The sequence below is a fragment of the Arthrobacter sp. ov407 genome (genome assembly GCF_900102895.1).
In the GTDB taxonomy this organism is placed as follows: Bacteria; Actinomycetota; Actinomycetes; order Actinomycetales; family Micrococcaceae; genus Arthrobacter.
Genome location: NZ_FNGD01000002.1, coordinates 280,253 through 302,335, shown reverse-complemented (window position 1 = coordinate 302,335; position 22,083 = coordinate 280,253). Strand labels below are relative to the sequence as shown.

Annotated in this window: 14 protein-coding genes and 1 tRNA gene; 13 read left to right on the top strand and 2 right to left on the bottom strand. The window is 67.3% G+C overall.

Annotated elements, in window-relative coordinates; all coding sequences use genetic code 11:
- Positions 1-2: 2 nt before the first annotated feature.
- Positions 3-1,145: an AAA family ATPase gene (locus BLS42_RS04115; protein WP_090576843.1), complete on the bottom strand. Its 1,143-nt coding sequence runs from the start codon at positions 1,143-1,145 to the stop codon at positions 3-5.
- Positions 1,146-1,322: 177 nt separating this feature from the next.
- Here BLS42_RS04115 and BLS42_RS04110 point away from each other — a divergent pair, with 177 nt between their 5' ends.
- The 5 genes from BLS42_RS04110 to BLS42_RS04090 all read left to right on the top strand — a co-directional run bounded on the left by BLS42_RS04110 (position 1,323) and on the right by BLS42_RS04090 (position 7,674).
- Complete coding sequence (locus BLS42_RS04110; RefSeq protein ID WP_090576840.1) at positions 1,323-2,210, top strand: TatD family hydrolase; 888 nt, start codon at positions 1,323-1,325, stop codon at positions 2,208-2,210.
- A gap of 304 nt (positions 2,211-2,514) precedes the next feature.
- Complete coding sequence (locus BLS42_RS04105; protein WP_090576837.1) at positions 2,515-3,660, top strand: resuscitation-promoting factor; 1,146 nt, start codon at positions 2,515-2,517, stop codon at positions 3,658-3,660.
- A 228-nt stretch (positions 3,661-3,888) separates the two neighbouring features.
- A complete protein-coding gene (gene rsmA, locus BLS42_RS04100) occupies positions 3,889-4,728 on the top strand; it encodes a 16S rRNA (adenine(1518)-N(6)/adenine(1519)-N(6))-dimethyltransferase RsmA (RefSeq protein ID WP_176803179.1) in 840 nt (279 codons plus the stop codon).
- Between the two features lie 81 nt (positions 4,729-4,809).
- Positions 4,810-5,772, top strand: a complete 963-nt coding sequence (locus BLS42_RS04095) for a 4-(cytidine 5'-diphospho)-2-C-methyl-D-erythritol kinase (protein WP_090576831.1) — start codon at positions 4,810-4,812, stop codon at positions 5,770-5,772.
- Between the two features lie 72 nt (positions 5,773-5,844).
- Positions 5,845-7,674 (top strand): ABC-F family ATP-binding cassette domain-containing protein, encoded by a 1,830-nt coding sequence (locus tag BLS42_RS04090; protein ID WP_090576828.1) that lies wholly within the window; start codon positions 5,845-5,847, stop codon positions 7,672-7,674.
- A gap of 560 nt (positions 7,675-8,234) precedes the next feature.
- On the opposite strand, the gene BLS42_RS04085 is transcribed toward BLS42_RS04090, so the two are convergent.
- Entirely contained in the window at positions 8,235-8,834 is a 600-nt protein-coding gene (locus tag BLS42_RS04085; RefSeq protein ID WP_090576826.1) for a TetR/AcrR family transcriptional regulator, read from the bottom strand.
- Between the two features lie 297 nt (positions 8,835-9,131).
- Between BLS42_RS04085 and BLS42_RS04080 the strand changes: the two genes are divergently transcribed.
- From BLS42_RS04080 to BLS42_RS04045, 8 genes are all read left to right on the top strand, one after another.
- Positions 9,132-9,203 (top strand) — tRNA-Gln (locus BLS42_RS04080).
- 42 nt (positions 9,204-9,245) lie between these two features.
- A complete protein-coding gene (gene glmU, locus BLS42_RS04075) occupies positions 9,246-10,766 on the top strand; it encodes a bifunctional UDP-N-acetylglucosamine diphosphorylase/glucosamine-1-phosphate N-acetyltransferase GlmU (protein ID WP_090576824.1) in 1,521 nt (506 codons plus the stop codon).
- Between the two features lie 5 nt (positions 10,767-10,771).
- A complete protein-coding gene (locus BLS42_RS04070; protein ID WP_018774662.1) occupies positions 10,772-11,752 on the top strand; it encodes a ribose-phosphate diphosphokinase in 981 nt (326 codons plus the stop codon).
- 263 nt (positions 11,753-12,015) lie between these two features.
- Positions 12,016-12,612 (top strand): 50S ribosomal protein L25/general stress protein Ctc, encoded by a 597-nt coding sequence (locus BLS42_RS04065; RefSeq protein WP_090576821.1) that lies wholly within the window; start codon positions 12,016-12,018, stop codon positions 12,610-12,612.
- A gap of 97 nt (positions 12,613-12,709) precedes the next feature.
- A complete protein-coding gene (gene pth, locus BLS42_RS04060) occupies positions 12,710-13,297 on the top strand; it encodes an aminoacyl-tRNA hydrolase (protein WP_090576817.1) in 588 nt (195 codons plus the stop codon).
- A gap of 239 nt (positions 13,298-13,536) precedes the next feature.
- A complete protein-coding gene (locus BLS42_RS04055; RefSeq protein WP_090576814.1) occupies positions 13,537-16,281 on the top strand; it encodes a helix-turn-helix transcriptional regulator in 2,745 nt (914 codons plus the stop codon).
- Positions 16,259-18,991, top strand: a complete 2,733-nt coding sequence (locus tag BLS42_RS04050; RefSeq protein WP_371129507.1) for a LuxR C-terminal-related transcriptional regulator — start codon at positions 16,259-16,261, stop codon at positions 18,989-18,991. Before BLS42_RS04055 ends, BLS42_RS04050 begins: the two co-directional genes overlap by 23 nt.
- Before the next feature lie 297 nt (positions 18,992-19,288).
- Positions 19,289-22,030 carry a helix-turn-helix transcriptional regulator gene (locus BLS42_RS04045; protein ID WP_090576807.1) on the top strand — a complete coding sequence of 914 codons (2,742 nt, stop codon included), beginning with the start codon at positions 19,289-19,291 and terminating at the stop codon, positions 22,028-22,030.
- Positions 22,031-22,083: the final 53 nt, after the last annotated feature.

The window sequence follows — 22,083 nt, the reverse complement described above, 5'->3', positions numbered from 1 at the left end:
TCCTAGCGCGGATTCGGCGTTTTGGGTGACGGCGCGGCCGCCATGGCCGAGGCCTTCTTCCGGCCAGGGCGGCCGGTTCCGTTGGTTGAACCCGTCACTTCCGGGGTGACGGGGATCTTGGCGATGATGGCCCGGATGACGCTCTGCGGCGTCTCGCCCGCGCTGGCCGCCTTGCGGTCGAGGATGATCCGGTGGGCGAGCACCGCTTCGGCGACGCTGACGATGTCGTCCGGCAGCACGAAGTCCCGGCCCTCCAGCGCGGCGGTTGCCTTGGCCGCACGCAAGAGCTGCAGCATGGACCGCGGACTGGCACCGAGCCGGAGAAGCCCGCTGTCACGCGTGGCCCGTCCTAGGGCCACCGTGTACTCCTTGATGGAACGGGACACGTAGACCTGCTGCACCGTGGCGATCATGGCGGCTACTTCCGCCGCGGTGACCACTGCCGTCACGCGGGCCAGCGGAGACGATGCCTGGTGGGTTTCGAGCATCTCCATCTCGGACTCACGGTCCGGGTAGCCCATGGAAATCCGGGCCATGAAGCGGTCCCGCTGCGCTTCCGGCAGCGGGTAGGTGCCCTCCATCTCAATGGGGTTCTGCGTCGCCACCACCATGAACGGCTCATCCAGCCGGTAGGACGTGCCGTCCACCGTGACCTGGTGCTCCTCCATGCATTCCAGCAGTGCTGACTGGGTCTTGGCCGAGGCGCGGTTGATTTCGTCGCCGATGACGATATTGGCGAAGACCGCGCCGTGCCGGAATTCGAAGGTCCGGGTCGCCTGGTTGTAGATGGACACGCCCGTGACATCGGACGGGAGCAGGTCCGGCGTGAACTGGATCCGGCTGACGGAACAGTCGATGGTGCGGGCCAGGGTCTTGGCCAGCAACGTCTTGCCCACCCCCGGGACGTCTTCCAGGAGCAGATGGCCCTGAGCGAGGAGCACGGTGAGCGCCAGCTTGGCCGCTTCGGCCTTGCCGTCGATGACTGTATTAATGGCCGTCAGGATCCGGGTGCTGGCTGAGTGGAAGGCGTCCGCGTCCATGGCCGGCCCCGTGGACCGGTGTCCGGCTGGGTCCATGGCCGGGCGGCCCCGGAGGCTCTGTCCTTCGGGGAGCATGTCGTCTACGGAAGTGCGCTGGTAATCCATCGGCAGCCTTTCAGCCCTGGTGGGTCCCGGAACTGACCGCCAGCGGCCGCCGGACCCCGCAGTGGCGTTCGCCTGTTTCCTAACGGGGAAATAACAGAGTACTAACAGACTACTAACACAACTGCCGGGCCTGACAGAGAGTTCCGGGGATTTCTGGGTGCCGGTTAGGGTGGATGAATGCTCAATCCCCTTACTCCCGTCCCGTTCCGGGCGCCCGGAAATGACGGTACCGGACGCAGCGGGTATCCGCCCGCTCCGGAGCCGCTTCCCGTACCGGTCATGGACAACCACACGCATCTGGACTTTCCCGATGCGGAGCTCGTGGTGGGCATCAAGGACGCCCTCGACGCCGCCGCAGCGGTGGGGGTCCAAGGTGCTGTGCAGGTGGGCTGCGACCTTGAATCGTCCCGGTTTACGGTCAAGGCGGTGGACCTTGATTCGCGGCTCCTGGGCGCTGTTGCCCTCCACCCCAACGACGCCCCCGGCTACGCCCGGCGCGGCGGACTGGAGGCCGCCCTGGCCGAAATCGAGGCCCTGGCCGGCCATCCGAGGGTCCGGGCGATCGGTGAGACCGGCCTCGATTTCTTCCGGACCGAGGGGGAGGGCCTGGCGCACCAGCGCTATTCGTTCCGCCGCCATATCGACATCGCCAAACGGCTCGGACTGACGCTTCAAATCCACGACCGCGATGCCCACGACGACGTCGTCCAGGTGCTGCGCGAAGAGGGGGCCCCGGAGCGCGTGGTCTTCCACTGCTTTTCCGGCGGCGAAGCCCTCGCCCGGACCTGCAACGAGGAGGGCTGGTACATGTCCTTTGCCGGAACCGTGACGTTCAAGAACGCGGCGGACCTGCGGGCAGCGCTGGCCGTCGCGGAGCCGAGCCGGATCCTGGTCGAGACCGACGCGCCCTTCCTCACCCCGCACCCGCACCGCGGCCGCCCGAACGCGAGCTATATGGTTCCGTATACGGTTCGGGCCATGGCCGATATGACTGGGTCGGAGCTTTCCGAGCTGTGCGCGCAGATCGCCGCTAATACTGTGCGGGCGTACGGATCCTGGGACTGAATCGCCCCCTTTCAGGCCCCCGGCATAGATACCGGGTATGCATGATTTCTTGGCTCCTTTATAACGCTTCGATTACAGTGGTCAACTATTAGCCGGGGTCGGGGAAGGCCTACGGATAATTTCACTCCAGCAGGGCGTGCATTGTGGCCAACGAACCACATGTGCGCTCTCGTTTTGGGTGAGGCAGTGCACGCATGTTCCGTGACACTCCGGACGCTGTCCGGAGCCGCCGTTGGCGCGCTCACGGAGGGTGGTGACGTGCACTTATCCCCGTGCCCGGAAGGTCCAAGAGATTCGGGCAATTGTGGTCAAGTTCTTCACATCGGACGGCAAGTTCAGCTTCGTCAAGGTTGGCACGCAGCTCGTAGTGCTGGTGGCACTGGTGCTGGGCCTAGTGGCCTTCGTCGGCAACAACAAGACGATCACACTCAACGTGGATGGCAAAGTCAGCTCCGTCCAGTCTTTCGGCGGAACTGTCGGGGAAGTCGTCAAGGGTGCCAAGGTTGAACTGCAGCCATCCGACAAGGTGTCGCCTTCGGCGGACGCCCATGTGCAGGACGGGTCAGTCATCAACGTGAACCTCGCAAAGGCCGTCAAGGTCAGCCTGGACGGCGCCGAACGGACCATCTCCACTACCTCGCCCACCGTCGAAGGGCTCGTGACCGAACTCGGTGTGGCCAGTGCCTCGCAGGTCTCCGTGCCCAAGGACGCCCAGCTCGCCGTCTCCGGCTCCTTCGTTGCCATCTCGACCCCGAAGACCGTGAGCATCGTGGCGAACGGCAAGGCAGCCGCGACCACCACGACGGCGGCCACAGTGGCCAAGGTGCTGGAGGACGCCGGGCTTAAGCTGGGGGCCAGCGACCGCGTCTCCCAGCCCGGGAACGCTCCCGTGGTCAATGACATGGTGATCAAGGTGTCCCGCGTCGACGTCAGCAAGACGGCCAAAACCACCGAGCCCATCGCCTTCGAAACACTCACCACCGAGAGCACGGACATGTTCAAGGGTGAGAAGAAGGTCACCCAGGCCGGCGCCGCCGGCACCGTCAGCAAGAGCTTCAAGCTGGTCCTCGTGGACGGCCGCGAAGCCTCCCGGACCCTGGTATCCGAGACCGTCAGCGCCCAGCCCGTCACCGAAAAGGTGACTGTCGGCACCAAGGCAAAGCCTGAGCCGGCCGCCAACACCGGTGCATCCGCCCCCGCCATGATGAACCAGGGTATGTGGGACAAGATCGCCCAGTGCGAATCCGGCGGCAACTGGTCCACCAACACCGGCAACGGCTACTACGGTGGTCTGCAGTTCGATGTTGGAACCTGGCTCAGCTCCGGCGGCGGTGCCTACGCCCCGAACGCCGCTGCGGCCACCAAGGCCCAGCAGATCGACGTCGCCAACCGCGTCTACGCCCAGCGCGGCCTGCAGCCCTGGGGTTGCGGCTGGGCCGCCTCCAGCTAGCCAGCCAGACCAGTAGGCCAGATCAGTACGCCAGCCCGGCGGCTGAGGGCCGACCACTAACCGCCCGACTCCGCGGCTGCTGACCACAGCCAGGGGACCGCACAGGCCGGGTCCGGATTCCCTCCGGACCCGGCCTGTGGCGTACCGGCGCCGGGATAGGATACCTAGGTGACTGAACCGAGCCCCTCCGCCCCCGAAAGCCTCCCCGGAGCGGCGCCCGCACCGCTGATGGGTGCCTCCGATATCCGCCGGCTGGCAGAGGAAATCGGCGTGCGGCCCACGAAGACCCTCGGCCAGAACTTCGTCATCGACGGCAACACCATCCGGCGGATCGTGAATACCGCTGGCATCCGGGCCGATGAGACAGTCCTGGAAGTCGGTCCCGGACTCGGGTCGCTGACCCTTGGCCTGCTGGACGCCGCCCGGAGTGTGGTCGCCGTCGAAATCGATCCGGTCCTCGCCGGGCGCCTGCCGGCCACGGTGGGCCAGTGGCGGCCGGACGCCGTCGGGAATTTCCACCTCGTCCTGGCTGACGCCATGAGGGTCACCGAGCTTCCTGTCGAGCCGACCGCGCTCGTGGCGAATCTTCCCTACAACGTCGCCGTCCCCGTGGTGCTGCACCTCCTGCAGCACTTCCCGAGCCTGCAGCACGGCCTGGTCATGGTCCAGGATGAAGTCGCCGACCGCCTCGCGGCAGGGCCCGGGTCCAAGACCTACGGCGTGCCTTCGGTCAAGGCCGCCTGGTACAGCAGCATGCGCAAGGCCGGCGTGATCGGCATGAACGTCTTCTGGCCCGCGCCCAAAATCCATTCCGGACTCGTCGCGTTCACACGCCGGGAGCCCCCGGTCACGACTGCCACCAGGGAGCAGGTCTTCGCCGTGATTGACGCCGCCTTCGCGCAGCGCCGCAAGACGCTCCGGGCTGCACTGGCCGGCTGGGCCGGCAGTGCCGCCGAAGCCGAACGCTGCCTGCGGGCCGCCGGCGTCCACCCCGCCGCCCGCGGTGAGGTGATCGACATTGCGGCGTTCGCCAGAATCGCCGAAGCCCACGAGCAGCCGGTCGCCTGAGATCGTCGTGAGCTCCTTATGGGTCCCCATGGGAGCAGTTCCCTGCTTGGAGCCCGGGCCGCAATGCCATAGCGTGGAGCCATGAACGCAGTGAGAGAGCGCTTTGCCGCGAGGACTGTTCGAGTCAAGGCTCCAGGCAAGGTAAACGTCTCACTGGACGTCGGACCGTTGCGACCGGACGGCTACCACTCGGTTGCCAGCGTCTACCTGGCCGTCTCACTCTATGAAGAAGTTGCCGCCACCAGCACCGATACCGGCGAGATCACCGTCAGCATCAGCAACGCGAGCACTCTGGAACTTGACGGCGTGGACATCCCGCTCGATCACCGCAACCTGGCCTACAAGGCGGCAGCCATCATGGCAGACGTCTCGGAACACTCCACCGGTGTCCACCTGGAGATCACGAAACGGGTGCCCGTGGCCGGCGGCATGGGCGGCGGTTCCGCCGACGCCGCCGCCACCTTGCTGGCCTGCGACGCATTGTGGAACAGCGGCCTGTCCCGCGACGAGCTGGCCCACCTGGCCGCCGAACTCGGAGCCGACGTCCCCTTCGCGCTGCTCGGCGGTACGGCGGTGGGGCTCGGCTTGGGCGACGACCTCTCGCCCGCCCTCGTCAAGGCCCAGACCGACTGGGTACTCGTCACGGCGGACTTCGGCCTGCCCACCCCGGAGGTCTACCGGGCCCTGGACCGGCTGCGCGTGGCCGAAGGCGCGGCGATCGAGGAACCCACCGCCGTGGACCCGATGATCCTCCAGGCCCTGCGCGGAGGCGACGCCGACGCCCTGAGCCGTGTCCTGGTCAACGACCTGCAGCGCGCCTCGATCGAACTCGCCCCGGGCCTGAGGGACACCCTCGGACTCGGTGAATCCCTGGGGGCGATCGCCGGAATCGTCTCCGGCTCCGGACCCACGGTCGCGTTCCTTGCGCACAACCCGGCGGCGGCCGAGGGGCTGGCCGATGATCTTCGGCACCACAGTTTCGACGCCATGGCGGTGCACGGCCCGGTGCACGGGGCCCGCATCATCTCCGATACGCTCCTTTAGGAGCTTTTGGCGCACCGCATCCCATGACTTCACCGCATCACTTCACCGATACACCTAAGAAAGCAGTTCCCAGTGGCACACCTGCTCGGCGGCGAGAACCTCACGGTTTCGTATGCAACCCGTACCGTCCTCGACGGCATTACCCTCGGCCTTGAAGAGGGCGACCGGATCGGCATGGTGGGCCGCAACGGCGACGGCAAGTCGACCCTCATGCGGCTGCTGGCCATGCGCTCCACCCCGGACTCCGGCCGGGTGACCAAGCGCAGCGAGGTTAACATCGGTTACCTGGACCAGAGCGACGTACTCGACGGTGACCTCACCGTCGGTGCTGCGATCGTTGGGGACCAGGCTGACTATGAATGGGCCCGCAACCCCCAGATCCGCGAAGTCATGGGCGGACTCGTGTCCGACGTCGACTGGCACGCCAATGTCCACGCGCTCTCCGGCGGGCAGAAGCGGCGTGTGGCCCTGGCCAAGCTGCTGATCGAGGACCACGACGTCATCATGCTCGACGAGCCCACCAACCACCTCGACGTCGAAGGCGTCGCGTGGCTGTCCCGGCACCTGAAGACCCGCTGGCGGGCCAACCAGGGCGCCTTCCTCGTGGTCACCCACGACCGCTGGTTCCTGGACGAAGTCTGCACCAAGACCTGGGAAATCCACGACGGGATCATGGACCCATTCGACGGCGGCTATGCCGCCTATGTGCTGGCCCGCGCCGAACGTGACCGCTCCGCTTCCGTGGTGGAAAGCAAGCGCCAGCAGCTCGTGAAGAAGGAACTCGCCTGGCTCCGGCGCGGTGCCCCGGCCCGCACCGCCAAGCCCAAGTTCCGGATCGAGGCAGCCAACGCCCTGATCGCCGACGTGCCCGAGCCGCGCGACTCGACGGCGCTGAGCAAGATGGCCACCGCCCGGCTCGGCAAGGACGTCCTGGACCTCGAGCACGTCTCACTGGACTTCCTGGGCGGAGACGCCGGTCAAAAGCTCTTCGACAACATCACGCTGCGGCTTGCACCGGGGGAGCGGCTGGGCCTCGTGGGCGTCAACGGCGCCGGCAAGACCACCCTGCTCAAGCTCCTCAACGGCGAGATCCAGCCCAGCTCCGGGAAGCTCAAGCGCGGCAAGACGGTGGTCACCGCGGTACTCACCCAGGAGGTCAAGGAACTCGACGACGTCTCGGACCTGCGCGTGATCGAAGTGATCGAGCGTGAAAAGCGCTCCTTCAACGTCGGCGGCAAGGAATTCACCGCCGGCCAGCTCGTGGAGCAGCTTGGCTTCACCAACGAGAAGCAGTGGACCCCGGTCAAGGACCTCTCCGGTGGCGAACGCCGGCGGCTGCAGCTCCTGCGCCTGCTCGTGGGCGAGCCGAACGTGCTGATGCTTGACGAACCGACCAACGACCTCGACACCGATACCCTCGCCGCCGTCGAAGACGTGCTCGACGGCTGGCCCGGCACCCTCGTTGTGGTCAGCCACGACCGGTACCTGCTGGAGCGCGTCACGGACCACCAGATGGCGCTCCTCGGCGACGGCAAGATCCGCGCCCTGCCGCGCGGCGTCGACCAGTACCTCGAACTGCGCGAAGGCGCCCTCGCGGGCTCCACGATCACTGGCGGCGGGAACCCCGTCACCTCCTCCGGAGGGGGTGCCGCGCAGGCCGCCGCCGGCCCTTCGGAGGCCGAAAAGCGCGACGCCCGCAAGGCCAAGAACCGGATCGACCGCCAGCTGGGCAAACTCAAGCAGCAGGAAGACAAGATCCACGCCCAGATGACGGCCGGGGCCGGGGACGCCAGCAAGTTCGACCAGCTCGCCGGGCTCAACGCGAAACTCCAGGAACTTGCCGGCGAACGCGAAGCCCTCGAACTCGAATGGCTCGAGGCCTTGGAAGTGCTGGGGGAGTAACCTCCTGGCGGGTCGCGGGACATGCCCAGTGCGTTCAGGCACGGCTGGACATGCCCCTCGGAGCGCGTGTCCCCCACGGGACATGTCCCACTGCGCGGGCCGACACTGGGCATGTCCCTTGCCGGGCTGAAAACCCGCTGGACATGTCCCACATGCCCACGGAGCGCCTGAATCCCGCTGGATATGTCCCTCGGCGCGGGTCAGGGATGGGCATGTTGGTGTTATGTCCATCCCTCGGGACCAGCACTGAGCATGTCCAGGGGAGCGCGTAGGGGCCTCGGCGCGCACCGAGGAAGACATCCCTGGAGGGCTGGATGGCCCCAGGACATGTCCCACTGCGCAGGCCAACACTGAGCATGTCCCTCGCCGGGCTGAAAAACCGCTGGACATGTGCCTCGGCGCGGGCCAGGGATGGGCATGTTGGTGTTATGTCCATTCCTCGGGACTAGCACTGAGCATGTCCCGCGGAGCGCGTGAATCCCGCTGAGCATGTCCCGCGGAGCGCGTGAATCCCACTGAGCATGTCCCGCGGCAGCAAGCGAGCCCCACCAGCCAGGGATTCAGTCCTGGCTGCGGAGCCCCGGATCCTTCTGCAGCCCGGTCAGGCCGTTCCAGGCCAGGTTCACGAGGTGCGCGGCGACTTCGCGTTTGTCCGGCGTCCGGCTGTCCTGCCACCACTGGCCGGTCATCGCAACCATTCCCACGAGCATCTGGGCGTACATGGCCCCGTCCGCGGGGCTGAAGCCGCGGCGTGCGAGCTCGTCCTCGAGGATGTGCTCCACCCGGGACGTCACCTGCGAGAGCAGCGTGGAGAAGGCCCCTTCCGGCTGGGACGGCGGCGCGTCGCGCATGAGGATTTTGAAGCCGTCAGTCCGGTCCTCGATGTAGGTCAGCAGGGCAAGGGCGGCCCGTTCCACCAGGACGCGTGGCTTGGCGTCCTCGGCCAGGGCATCGTTGATGGAGGCCAGCAGGATGCGGAACTCATATTCCACCACCTGCGTATACAGGCCTTCCTTAGAGCCGAAGTGCCCGTAGATCACCGGTTTGGAGACGCCCGCGGAGGCGGCGATTTCCTCGATGGTGGTGCCGTCCAGGCCGCGGAGAGCGAAAAGCCCCCGGCCGATACCCATCAACTGCGTGCGGCGCTGCAGGCCAGTCATGCGGGGCCGGACAACGTGGCCAGGGGCACGCGGGGGCCCGCCGTTGCCGCCGTCCGCCCCACCGGATGCCCCTGCACTCTTGCTCACAGCACCATCATGCCTTACGGTCCGGCCGCACCGGCCCGCCACCGCACCGCCCCGCTCCCTACCGCTCGGCCCCACGCGCCCCACCGGCCCCACCCGCCGCCCTACCGTCCGGCCGCGCCGGCCCGCAGCCCTTCTCGCGGCGCTGAGTCGCACGAGCATCAACCTTCGTGGCAGAATTGGTTCTCGTGCCACAGGTCAAGCCCGGCACGGTCCGCTCTGGTGTAATGGCAGCACCCCGGCCTTTGGAGCCGTGGAGTATAGGTTCGAGTCCTATGGGCGGAACTGGCGAGAGACACTGCGCAACCTAGCAAGGAGAGCCAATACGTGAGCCCCGAGAACACTGGCCCAGCCGCCGTGATTGTCCTAGCTGCAGGGGCCGGTACCCGGATGAAATCCCGTACCCCAAAAATTCTCCATGAGATCGGCGGCCGCTCCCTGGTCGGCCACGCGCTCCAGGCGGCCCGCAGTATCGACCCCCGCGAACTGGCCCTCGTGGTCCGGCATGAACGCGACCTCGTGGCCGCCCACGTCACCGCCCTCGATCCGCAAGCCCTGATCGTGGACCAGGATGACGTGCCCGGCACCGGCCGCGCGGTCGAAGCCGCATTGGAAGCCCTCGACGCTGAAGGTCCGCTGAGCGGAACAGTCGTTGTCACTTATGGCGACGTCCCCCTGCTCACCGGCGGCCTCCTCGCCGAGCTCGTCGCCACTCACGAGGCCGAGGGCAACGCCGTCACTGTCCTCACCGCCGTGCTCGACGACGCCACCGGCTACGGTCGCATTCTCCGTGCCGACGACGGGACCGTCACGGGAATCCGCGAGCACAAGGACGCCACCAGCGCCGAACGCGAAATCCGTGAGGTCAACTCCGGCATCTACGCCTTCGACGCCGCCGTGCTGCGCGACGCGCTGGTCCACGTCACCACGGACAACGCCCAGGGCGAAAAGTACCTCACCGATGTCCTGGCCCTGGCCCGCGCCGCGGGCGGCCGCGTCGCCGCCGTCGTGACCGAGGACCGCTGGCAGGTGGAGGGCGTCAACGACCGCGTCCAGCTCTCGGTGCTCGGAGCCGAACACAACCGCCGCACCGTCGAAGCCTGGATGCGCGCCGGCGTGACCGTCGTGGATCCCGCCACCACGTGGATCGACGCCACGGTGACGCTCGACGAGGACGTCCGCCTCCTGCCCAACACGCAGCTGCACGGCGCCACCACCGTGGCGCGCGACGCCGTCGTGGGCCCGGACACCACACTGACCGACGTCGCCGTGGGGGCGGGCGCGAAGGTGATCCGCACCCACGGCTCCGGCTCCACGATCGGTGCGCGCGCCAGCGTGGGCCCCTTCACCTACCTGCGCCCCGGCACCGTCCTGGGCGAGACCGGCAAGATCGGTGCGTTCTACGAAACCAAGAACGTCACGATCGGCCGCGGCTCCAAGCTGTCCCACCTCGGCTACGCCGGCGACGCGGAAATCGGCGAGGACACCAACATCGGCTGCGGCAACATCACCGCCAACTACGACGGCGAAAAGAAGCACCGCACCGTGATCGGCTCGGGCGTGCGCACCGGTTCCAATACCGTGTTCGTCGCTCCCGTCCGCGTGGGCGACGGCGCCTACAGCGGGGCCGGCGCGATCATCCGCCAGGACGTCCCGGCCGGCGCCCTGGCCGTCACCCTGGCCAAGCAGCGGAACTCCGAAGGCTGGGTTGCGGCCAACCGCCCCGGCTCCGCCTCCGCCGCCCTGGCCCAGTCCGCCCTGGCCGAGTCCGCCGGCGCGGTCGATACAGGCGCCCCCAGCGTCGCCCCAACATCCTCCACTACTCCGGCACCAACAGAAGAGGGCTAGCAATCATGAGCGAAATTACGGCACACGGCGAGAAGAAGCTGGTGCTCGCCGCGGGGCGCGCGCACCCTGAGCTGGCCAAGGAGATCGCGAAGGAGCTGGGCACCGAACTGCTGCCCCTGGACGCCTACGACTTCGCCAACGGCGAGATCTACGTGCGGGCCGGCGAGAGCGTCCGAGGCACCGACGCCTTCGTGATCCAGGCCCACCCGGCCCCGCTGAACAACTGGCTCATGGAACAGCTGATCATGATCGATTCGCTCAAGCGGGCCTCCGCCAAGCGCATCACCGTCGTGTCCCCGTTCTACCCCTACGCCCGGCAGGACAAGAAGGGCCGCGGCCGCGAGCCGATCTCGGCCCGCCTCGTCGCCGATCTGTACAAGACCGCCGGCGCCGACCGCATCATGAGCGTCGACCTGCACACTTCCCAGATCCAGGGCTTCTTCGACGGCCCCGTGGACCACCTCATGGCCATCCCGCTCCTGGCCGACTACATCCGCACCCGCGTCGGCTCGGACAAGGTCACGGTCGTCTCGCCGGACACCGGCCGCGTCCGCGTCGCCGAGCAGTGGGCCGAGCGCCTCGGCGGCGCGCCGCTGGCCTTCGTGCACAAGAGCCGGGACCTCACCGTGCCCAACCAGGCCGTCTCCAAGACGGTCGTGGGCCAGATCGAAGGCCGCACCTGTGTCCTGATCGACGACATGATCGATACCGGCGGAACCATCTCCGGCGCCGTCCAGGTGCTCAAGAACGCCGGCGCCAAGGATGTCATCATCGCCGCGACCCACGCCGTGTTCTCCGACCCGGCAGCCCGCCGGCTGTCCGAGTCCGGCGCCCGCGAAGTAGTGGTCACCAACACGCTGCCGATCACCGCCGACAAGCGCTTCCCGCAGCTGACTGTGCTGTCCATCGCACCGCTGATCGCCCGCGCCATCCGTGAAGTGTTCGACGACGGCTCCGTCACCAGCCTGTTCGACGGCCAGGCCTGATCCGGCCCGCGGCGGGCCCGAATTTAGAATCCGGGCCCGCCGCTGGTAGCCTTGTACCGAAACCTTGGCGAGGGAGAGCGCCGGTAATCCGTATTAATGAAAATTAATCGGCAACCGGTTGCTGGTCTCCGTTATCGACTGGGTCTGAATCTCCTTCGGAAGGGCAGCTGCACGGCAGCCCGGCGTTGAAGGTCGCAAACAGACCTCCGCCCTTGCTGAATACCGTTTAGTCCCACAGCTTGAAATCCCACGAGGAGATATCCATGTCTGAGCAGAAGCTCGCAGCAGAAGTCCGCACCGAATTCGGCAAGGGTTTCGCCCGCCGCGCCCGCATGGCCAACCTGATCCCGGCCGTCATCTACGGCCACGGCGCCGAGCCGATCCACATCACCCTGCCGGCGAAGGCCACCACCCTGGCCGTCCGCAAGGCCAACGCCCTGCTGACCCTGGACATCAACGGCGAACAGCACCTGGCCCTCGTCAAGGACATCCAGCGCAACCCGATCAAGCAGATCATCGAGCACCTCGACCTGCTGACCGTTCGCACCGGCGAGAAGGTCACCGTTGACGTCCCCGTCCACCTGAACGGCGAACTGGCTCCGGGCAACGTCTACAACCAGGAAATGACCACCGTCTCCCTTGAGGCCGAGGCAACCCACCTGCCGACCGCCATCGAGGTCAGCATTGAGGGCCGCACCGCCGGCGAGCACATCCACGCTTCCGACCTCGTCCTGCCGAAGGGCTCCGTCCTGCTGGCCGACGCCGAGGCTCTCGTCGTTCACATCTCCGAGGCCACCGAGGTCTCCGAGGAAGAGGCTTCGGCTGAAACCACCGAAGGTTCCTCGGTCGCAGCCGAGTAATTCTTGCGATTTGCCGGTGGCCGGGTCCCTCAGGGGCCCGGCCGCCGTCGTCTCTGATGTCGTCCCACCCTGCCGCGTCCCACCGAAGGACTGATCCATGACCGACACCTGGCTGATCGTAGGCCTTGGCAACCCCGGATCCGAGTACAGCCACAACCGGCACAACGTCGGCCAGATGGTCCTGGACGAACTCGCCTCGCGCGTCGGCGGCGGCTTCAAGTCGCACAAGTCGCGCGCCCAGGTCCTGGAAGGGCGTCTGGGCATCGGCGGGCCCCGGATCGTGCTGGCCAAGCCGCTGTCTTACATGAACGTCTCCGGTGGCCCCGTCTCGGCCCTGGCCCAGTTCTACGGCATCGACCCCGCCCATGTCATTGCCGTCCATGACGAGATCGACATCCCCTTCGACACCGTGCGGCTCAAGATCGGCGGCGGCGAAGGCGGCCACAACGGACTGAGGGACATCTCCAAGGCCCTGGCCACCAAGGACTACCTGCGCGTGCGGGTGGGCGTCGGGCGTCCGCCCGGCCGGATGGAGACTGCGGACTTCGTCCTGCGCGATTTTTCCGCGCCGGAGAAGAAGGAACTGCCCTTCCTCATCGATTCAGCGGCCGACGCCGTCGAAGTCCTGGTCAGGGACGGTCTGTCCGCCGCCCAACAAAAGTTCCACCCGGCCAAGGCCCAGTAAGCCAAGGGCCAGTAAAACGCCGCCTTACGTCAACGCGGCCAAAGCGCCCTTAAACGCCGTGGTCCCGGCTCCGCGGCAGGCACCGGGCGGTTGAGTTGCATCCGCATTACGTGTTTCCTTTTCAAGCTTTCGGCATTCCGGCTATGATCTGTCTACTCTCCTGTCGGGGGATAGGGATACGCTACTTCTAAGTGGGCAGTCCGGGGTTGCTGTCTGCAAAGCGGTACGAAGGAAACTACATGTCGAGGGATTCGCTGGGCTGGGGGAATGTTTCCACTACATTGGCACCCGCCGAAGAAGAACATGCTGCCGGTCCGGTCGCGAGGCACGGCTGGTCCGGTTTGGCGCGGCACGGTGATGCCGAGCGTGTCCGCAAGGAACTGCTGGCGCAGGACCGGATGGGCGTTGTCATCACGGGCGACCGCGGAGTGGGCAAGACGCTTGTCGGCCGGACAGCCCTCGCGGAATTCGGCCCCGAGGTGTACACCATCCAGCTCCGCAGCTCGGGGCCGGGTTCGGCAACCCCGTACGGTTGCCTCGCCTTCACCCTCGCGCGGCTCCCGCAGAGCTCCCTGGGCTCCCCGACCGCCATCCTGCACGGCATTACCTCGCTGATCCGCGACGACGCCGCCGGCCGCCAGTGCGTGATCCTGCTCGACAACGCCGGGTCCCTCGACGAACTCAGTACCGGGGTCCTGCTGAACCTCCTGCAGACCCGGACCGCCCGGCTGATCGCAACGGCCCAGCGCACGACCGACCTTCCGCCGGACTTCTATTGGCTCATCACCTCGGGCCAGCTTGCCGAGGTCCGGCTCGCCAACCTCACCGAACTCGAAACACTAGAGGTCCTGCAGTCAGCCTTGGGCCATCGGGTCTCGACCGCCCTGGCAAGCCAGCTGCACCAGTTGGTCGGCGGCAGCCCCACGCTCCTGCAGGCCGTCGTCTCCGAACAAATCGAACGCGGGAACCTTGTCCTGTCTGGATCGGTGTGGACACTCGTCGATGAGGTGGTGCTGGATGGCCGGACGGCGCTGGAGGATATTGTCCGGGCCAGGTATGCCAGGGAAACGCCCGAGGCCCGGGAGGTCATCGACGTCCTCTCATGCGCCCGGACGCTGCCCCTGTCCCGGCTTGCCAGGATGTACAGCCCCGGTGTTATCGCGGACATGGAAGAAGCGGGCCAGATCGTCGTTGACCGCACGGACCGGCACCTCGTCACGCTGGGCGACCGCTACCTCGGCGACATCGTCCGCAACTGGCTTAGCGTGGAGCGCCGGCTGGAGCTCCGGGACAAGGTCCCCGGGCACCAGAAACATGAGCTGGATGAGCTGACAGTCGAGGACCTGCTGGCCTACGCGGCGTGGACCCATGACTGCAACGCCCAGCTCGCACCCGCCCACGCTGTGGCCGCTGCCAGCGCCGCCGTCAGGCTCTTCGACCCGAAGTTTGCCCTCAAATGCGCCGGCAGCCTGTCTCCCTCAGACCCTGAGTGGGCCGAGGGACAGCTCCAAAAAGCGGCGGCCTACCTTCAGCTCGGCCTGCCGCTGCAGGCCATGTCCGCGCTGGACGATGTCTCCGAACAGCATGTCAACGATCTCGCGGCAGAAAACTTTGCCGAATTCGTTGCGGCGAAAGCTGACTGCATGACCTGGCTTGAGGACCGCTCCGGCCAGGTTCCCGAGCTGCTCCGGCAGGCCAGGGCCCGGCTCCAAGACCTGAGCCTGGACGGGCCGGCCGCCGCCCCTGCGGCACTTGCCCGGGCGGCGCTGTGCCTGGATCTCTGCGAGTTCAACTACTTCTCCTTTATCGGTGATTTCGAGCCCATGATGGAGCGGCTCACCACCGCGGCCACCACAGACGTCCCGGGCGCAGACCCCGTGCACCGGCTCAGGTCGGCCATCATCCTGATGGAGGCCTGGTCCCTCACGGGTCACGAACTCGATGCCCGCAAACTCATGCGGGAAATCGGCGGACAGTTGGGCGAGTGGTCCAACGTGCCGCGCATCCGCGAAAACTTCGCCTGGCGCTCCTTCAACGTGCTGCTCGTCTCCGGCCTGTGGCGCCAGGCCATCGACATGCTCAAGGACGCCAGCGGCCGGGCAGGGCACGGGCTGCATTCCGGCAGCGCCGCCACCGACCTCGCGGTCGGGCTCGCCTACGTTTATGCCGGCCGCGGCTACATGGCACTGGACCCGCTGCTGGCCGCGATCGCCCAGCTGGAGGTCCGGGCGAGCCTGCAGTCCCTGCGCCAGGCCTATGCCGCCACCGCGTTTGCCTACGCCCAGACCGGCAACTCGGTCCAGGCCACGATCTACCTGGACCGGGCCCGTTCGGCTGACGGCCCGGCCCGCTTCACTGTCGGCACTTCCACGGAGTTCTGCCTGGACATGGCCTCGCGGTGGCTCGGTGACCCCGAGGCGAAGAACCGGCTGGTACGGTCGGCGGAGGCACATTTTCGGAAGGGCCGCCACACCCTGGCCGGCATCTGCATGCTCGGAGCCACTGTCAACGGAACCGTCAAGGACTTTCTTTTCATGGAGGAAATCGCCGGGCTGCGGCAGGGGCCGCTTGCCGAGCTGTCCCGAACGGTCGCCGTCGGCAGCCGGAAGAAGGACGCAGCGATCATGCTCGAAGCCGCCGAGCAGGCCGCGGCCCTCGAACTGGACGCTGTCCAGGCCAGGTGCGCGGCACTCGCGTTCGATTTCGCGAAGGGCGCCGGGCTGACCGCCAGCGCCAACGCCGCGTACAGCATGCTCGAGAGCCTCTCGGAATCCGTTCCGGCGCTGCCCATCATCCCCCGCAATAAGGGCCCGCTGCTTACGGAGCGCGAGCGGCAGATCGCCACCCTTGCCGGGAACGGGGTCTCCAACAAGGACATCGCCCTGGAAGTGGGCATTTCCGTCAGAACTGTGGAGGGCCACCTGTACCAGGTGTTCACGAAGCTCGGCGTTTCTTCGCGAAGTGATCTCCTTGGACTCATCTAAGGGTCCGGCCGGAAACCCCGGCACGGCGCCGACCCGCGCCTTGACCGGGAGGTCGGAAGATTTGTTGTCGGCAGTCGAGGCCCTTCAAGGCGGCAGCCATGTGGCCGTATTCGTCCTCGGCGACAGCGGGATGGGCAAATCCAGACTCATCGAAGCCGTTGTGGCGGAGCTGGGCGCCGAGGTGACGCCGGTGCCGATCCATGGCAGCGCGTCGCTGACCAAGGTGCCGTACGGTGTCCTCGGCCCCTTTATCGTCGGACTGCCGGTCCAGGAAGCAACGTCGCAGCTGGCCGTGTTGAGAACGCTGTGGGCGCACCTGGAGGAGCAGAAGCGTGCCACCCAGAAGCCTCTGCTGCTCGTCGTCGACGACGCCCACGACCTCGACGAGGCGACGGCCGGTATCCTGGCGGAACTGGCTGCGGCCGGCTGGGCGAAACTGCTCGTGGGTGCGGCCGCCCGGCCCGGACTGCCGGAACCGCTCCTGCAGCTGTGGTTTGAAGGCATCGCCGAACGGCACGACCTGCGCCCACTCACCCTCCCGCAAACCACAGAGATGCTGGAGGGCGAGCTCGGCTCCCAAGTGCTGCCGAACGTCGCCGAGATCCTCTGGGAGGCCTCCGGCGGCAACCCGATGCTCCTCAACGGGCTGCTCGACGACGCCAAGAACGACGGGACGCTGCTCCGGCGCAACGGTGTCTGGCTGTTTACCCGGCACCTCAACAGCCACGGCGAACGGCTGACCGACGTCGTGCGCCGTCAGCTGATGCTGCGCTCGCCGGAAGAACGGCAGGCCCTGAATCTGGTGGCGCTGGCTGAACCCGTGTCCAGGGACCTGATCGAGTCTGTGGCCGGCGAAGAGGCCGTGGGATCGCTGATCGACAGTGAACTGATCCGCGTGACGGACCGCGCAACCGGAGAACTGCGGCTGTGGCATACCGTGTACGGCGACACCTTGCGGAACCTGATCTCGCCGGCGAGGAGCCTGCAACTTCGGCAGAGCCTGCTGCGCAAGATGGACAGCGAGCCGACGTCGGCCGAAGGTCTGCTGCGCCACGTCAGCTGGTCGATCGAATGCGGTGCGGAAGTCGAGGACCGGCAGCTCCTTCGCGCGGCCGTGCTGGCCAGCCGGCTCTTCGAGGATGAGCTCGCCCGGAAAGCTGCGGCCCTTGTCAAGGATCCGGAACTGCAGATGGCGGCCCGTGCCGTGATAGCACGGACCCGCTACAACGCCTCCGACTACCTAGCGGCGCGGGACATCCTCGACGCCGATTTCGGCGAGGGCAACAGCGTCCCCGGCCTCTTGGCCGGATCGCTCCTGTGGGCCGCCGTCATGTCAGCGTTGGGCCACACGCCGGCAGAGATCATGAAACGGGCGCAGGTGCTCCAACGTGCCGCCGAACGCCTCGCCGCGGCCCGGCCGGACGACGCCGAAGCCATTCAGCGTGCCACAACGGCGCGGCTGGACACCATGGAAGCCATGGTCCTGGCGCTGGCAGGCGAGTACGCGGCGGCCCCCGCCACGGCGGACGCCCCGGCTGCGGAGGTGGCGGGCGCCGCTCCCCGGCCGGCGGCGAACACTCTCGAAAAGGTGTTCCGGCTCTGCCTCGACGCGGAGCGGCTCCTCGCCGGCGGCAAGGGACTGAGCGCCGTCGCCGTGATGTCCCGGGCAATCGAGGCCGCCGGAGCCGATCACGATGAGCTGTACTTCCTCACTGACTTCCTGGTGGTCCGTTCCGCCGCCGCCGCAATCCACTCCGGGGACTGGCAGGGGGCGGAAACGCTCCTGACCAGCTTTGTCGCCGGATCCGGGCCCAGCCTGATTTCCTTCGGCGGGGGAGTCCATGCGGCCCACGGCGTCATCCTGCTCTATCAAGGCAAGGCGACCCAAGCCCTGAACACCCTGAGTGCCGCGCTCGAAGCCCTGCGGTTGACCGACCCCCAGCAGCTGTTCGCCCTCACGGCGGCCATGGCCTTCGCGGCGGCCGCCGAAGTCGGTGCCCAGGCGAAGGCGGAGCTTCTCCTCGCCGACTTCGAGGCCGCCCCCGCGGCTTTGCCGCGGTACATGCGCTCGCTGGCCGCGATGGCCGTGGTCTATGGGAAAGCGCGGCTCGGGAACTACCCGGGCGCCATCGCGGAACTGAAGCGGCTCGGACACCCGGACCCGGAGCTGGACACCCCCGGCCTCGAACTCGACGCGCTGGCCTTTTGCCTGGCCCTGGGGGACACTGACTCGGCGCCGAGGCTGCTCGAACTCCGGGCCGGGCTTGAGGGCCCACGGCCCGCCGCAATCTGCGCCTACGCCGCAGCCATCAGCACGGACAACCCGGCAGACCACCTTGAGGCCGCGAAAACCTGTGAAGCTGCGGAACTGTGGGCCTTTGCCGCCCTTGCCTACGACGCCGCGGCGCACGCCTACCGGGCCGCCGGCGACACCCTGAGAGAGCGCATGGCGAACTCCCAGCGGAAGCGGTGCCTGGACCGGGCCGACGACCTCCCCGGTGAGGAAGCGGCCAAGAGCGATGACTCGCTCGGCATACTGACCCGGCGCGAGCGCGACATTGTGGCGCTCGCTGTACGCGGCCTCACCGACCGGCAGATTGCCGCCGAACTCCAGGTGTCCGTGCGCACGGTTGAAGGCCATCTCTACCGCAGCTACGCCAAGCTCAACGTCAAGGGCCGCGAACAGCTTCCCGGTATCGGCGGACACTAGCGCAGGAGCAGCCGGAACAGCCGGACGCCAGCGGACAAGTAGCCGGCCGGGCGGCCAGCCGGGCCCGCGGTAGGCCGATTTGCCGGTTTCCGGGACACTACGGTCAAGGACACGTGTAACGGGATTCCGACTACTTGCTTTGGGCCTTGCGGCGGTGCGGGTCCAACTGAGTACAGCTACGTAGAGCGGGCCGAATACTCGCTGCGTAATCGAGTACTACTTACGCATACCGAAAATACGCGTGGTCCCTACCGTTGAGGTATCACCGCTCACACTTTGATAGCGAAGGTCTCTCATATGTTCCAGCAAGACGCCGGCTTGCCTGCGGGCAGCGGTCAGACAGAAGCCATCTTTCCCGCGCCAAGAAACGGACATGGACGGAACAAGGACAAACCCTTCACCCGCCAGCAGGTCGTTGCCGACGTCGTTGAAACCCTGACGTCAGGTTCCGGCTGCGGCATAGTCCTCGTGGGCGACCACGGGGATGGCAAGTCTTTTATCGCCCAGCGCGCCCTTGAGCAGCTCGGCGACGAGTACCTGGTAGTCCAGGTCAGGGGCAGCTCCATTTCCTCCAAGCTTCCCTACGGGGCCCTGAGCGTGCTCCTCAACGACCTCGACGCCTCCCACCTTGAGCACCCCCTGATGGTGCTGCGCGGACTGACCCAGCTGCTCCACAACAAATCCGAGGGGCGGCGAATCGTCCTCTTCGTAGACAACGCCCACGACCTCGACGAGCTCTCGAGCATGATGGTGGCCCAGCTGAGCGCAGGGGCCCATGTCACCTTGCTGGCGGCGTGCGTGGACATGCCCCATGTCGGCGGCGACATCATGGGCCTGTGGAAGGATGACCTGCTCCGGCGGGTTGACCTCGAACCGTTCGACTTCGCCGAGACCGCAGCTACGCTGCATCACGAATACGGCGGCCGTTTCTCCCTGACCGCAGCCCGGGCGCTTTGGAGCGCGAGCGGGGGCAACGCCCTCTTCCTGCATTCGCTCGCCCGGGAACAGATCAAGCTGGGCACAGTGGTCCACCAGGACGGCGTGTGGTACCTGGGCAACGGCCCCATTGCCCTGACCGGCGAGATCCGGGACGTCGTGAAGGCACGCCTGAACCGGCTTGGCACCGGCCAGCGCGACGTCTTTGAACTGCTGGCGCTTGCAGGCTCGGTCCCGCTGCAGACCCTTATGCTGATCGCCAACCCACAGGACATGGACGCGCTCCAGGAGCGGGCCATGATCCGGGTCACCCATGACCATCCGCCGATGGTCAGCGTCGCCAATCCCGTGACGGCCAGAATTGTCGCCAGCGTGGTCCCGCCCGGCCGCAGCGCCGAACTCCGACGCCGGGTCACGGCCGTGCTCCAGGAGCCAGACGCCCTGGAAGCCGGCGGCGCGACCGGCGTCGCCTGGGCGCTGGACTGTGGAGAGCAGGTGCGCCCGGAGGTGGCCCTGGCCGCGGCTCACACCGCGAACAGCGCCTCCGACCCCGCGGCGGCCCTGCGGTTCATCCAGGAGGCGGAAGGAAGCGAACGCCCCGTCCTGACGGCCATCGAATCGGTCAATGCCCATATTTTGGTGAATAACGCGGAGTCCGCGCGTCGGGTTCTGGAAGCCCTGGATGACGCCGCCTGTAGGGAGCTTCCACTGTCCGAGTGGACGGCCTTGCAGCTCTTGCGGGCAGAGCTGGAAAAGCGCAGCCCGGCCCCGGGAGCCGATCCCAAGGCCCGGCTGCGCGAGCTCGCGGAGCGGCTGGCGGCAGAACCGGAGAAACACAGCCACGCGGTGGGAGAGGCCCGCGAGCATTTGCGCCTGGCCGAGGCCGAGCTCGCCGCATTCCAGGGGCGCTATGCCGATGTCCTGGCCGCGACAGAACATGTGGACACCACGGACCTGGGCAGCGAACTGCGCATCGTGACTGCCAGCGTGCGCTGCGAGGCCCTGGCCGTCACCGGCAACGTCGTGTTGGCGCTGGCCCTGGGAAAGCAGGTCCTGGCGGCCACAGCCAACGTGCACCTCACGGACCGGGCGGTCCGTGAGGTTAGGGGCAGGTTCCTGCTCCTGCTCCTGCTCTCGGCAAAGTTCCGGGAGGCATCCGCCTATCTTGACGAGACCTACGGCGGCGTCGAACCCCAGACGCGGCTCGGCGGGATGTTCGAGATTGGGCACGGCGTCATTGACCTGCACGCCGGGCATCTGGAAGACGCCCTGTCCCGGCTGCAGGCCGGCAGATGGCAGCTCCGGGCCCAGGACCCCGATGCTTTGACCGGCCTGGCCACGGCCGCCTGTGCCTATGCCGCCGCGCTCCAGGGCGAAGAGGAGACGGCCGGCCTCCTGCTGGGGGACCTGGACCAGCCGCGGCCACCCGCGGCCTGGCTGGCGGAACGGCTCACACGCTATTTCGAACTCTCGGCCCAGGCCGAGCTCGGCCAGCGGGCAGCATCCATCCGCGCCCTGGCAGCTGAGGCGGAGAACGATTTGGAATCCTCGGCTGTGGCCCCGGCGCTCCTCTTCCAGTCCGCCGCCACCAGGTTGGGAGACCGCCAGATGGGCCACAAGCTTGGCAGCCTCGGCGGCCAGGTGACAGGGCAATTCGCGGCCCTGTGCTCGCGGCTGGCCGAGGGCATGCGGGAGGCAGACAGCGAACTCTTGCTGGGGGCGTCCAGGGACGCCGACGCGTCCGGCAACGCCGTCTTCGCCCGGGATGCGGCCCGGAAGGCGGTCAGCTGCGCGAACGACGCCGGCAATCGGATCGCACTGCGGATCGCCCAGCGGGCGCAGCAGTCGCTCGATGACAGGTTCGGCAGCCCCAAGAACGGTCTGCACTCGCTCACAACCTCGACTTTGACGGCGAGGGAATGTGAAGTGGCCGTCCGGGCCGCCGCCGGGACGGCGAACCGCAAGATCGCGGAACAGATGCACGTATCGGTCCGCACCGTGGAGGGGCACCTCTATCAGGTGTATTCGAAGCTGCATGTCGCCAGCCGATCGGAACTCAAAGATGTCATCTCAACTCCGGCAGACAGCGCCCGGCTCGGCTGACCCCGGCAGAATCCGGGCGGGTTCCCGATTAGCTTTGCGGGGAATGTAGAGGG

Excerpts from the sequence above, each read along its gene's own strand:
- BLS42_RS04115 (WP_090576843.1), bottom strand. The coding sequence starts at position 1,145 with ATGGATTACCAGCGCACTTCCGTAGACGACATGCTCCCCGAAGGACAG.
- BLS42_RS04110 (WP_090576840.1), top strand. The coding sequence starts at position 1,323 with ATGCTCAATCCCCTTACTCCCGTCCCGTTCCGGGCGCCCGGAAATGAC.
- rsmA (WP_176803179.1), top strand. The coding sequence starts at position 3,889 with ATGGGTGCCTCCGATATCCGCCGGCTGGCAGAGGAAATCGGCGTGCGG.
- BLS42_RS04095 (WP_090576831.1), top strand. The coding sequence starts at position 4,810 with ATGAACGCAGTGAGAGAGCGCTTTGCCGCGAGGACTGTTCGAGTCAAG.
- BLS42_RS04085 (WP_090576826.1), bottom strand. The coding sequence starts at position 8,834 with ATGACTGGCCTGCAGCGCCGCACGCAGTTGATGGGTATCGGCCGGGGG.
- BLS42_RS04070 (WP_018774662.1), top strand. The coding sequence starts at position 10,772 with ATGAGCGAAATTACGGCACACGGCGAGAAGAAGCTGGTGCTCGCCGCG.
- BLS42_RS04065 (WP_090576821.1), top strand. The coding sequence starts at position 12,016 with ATGTCTGAGCAGAAGCTCGCAGCAGAAGTCCGCACCGAATTCGGCAAG.
- pth (WP_090576817.1), top strand. The coding sequence starts at position 12,710 with ATGACCGACACCTGGCTGATCGTAGGCCTTGGCAACCCCGGATCCGAG.
- BLS42_RS04055 (WP_090576814.1), top strand. The coding sequence starts at position 13,537 with ATGTCGAGGGATTCGCTGGGCTGGGGGAATGTTTCCACTACATTGGCA.
- BLS42_RS04045 (WP_090576807.1), top strand. The coding sequence starts at position 19,289 with ATGTTCCAGCAAGACGCCGGCTTGCCTGCGGGCAGCGGTCAGACAGAA.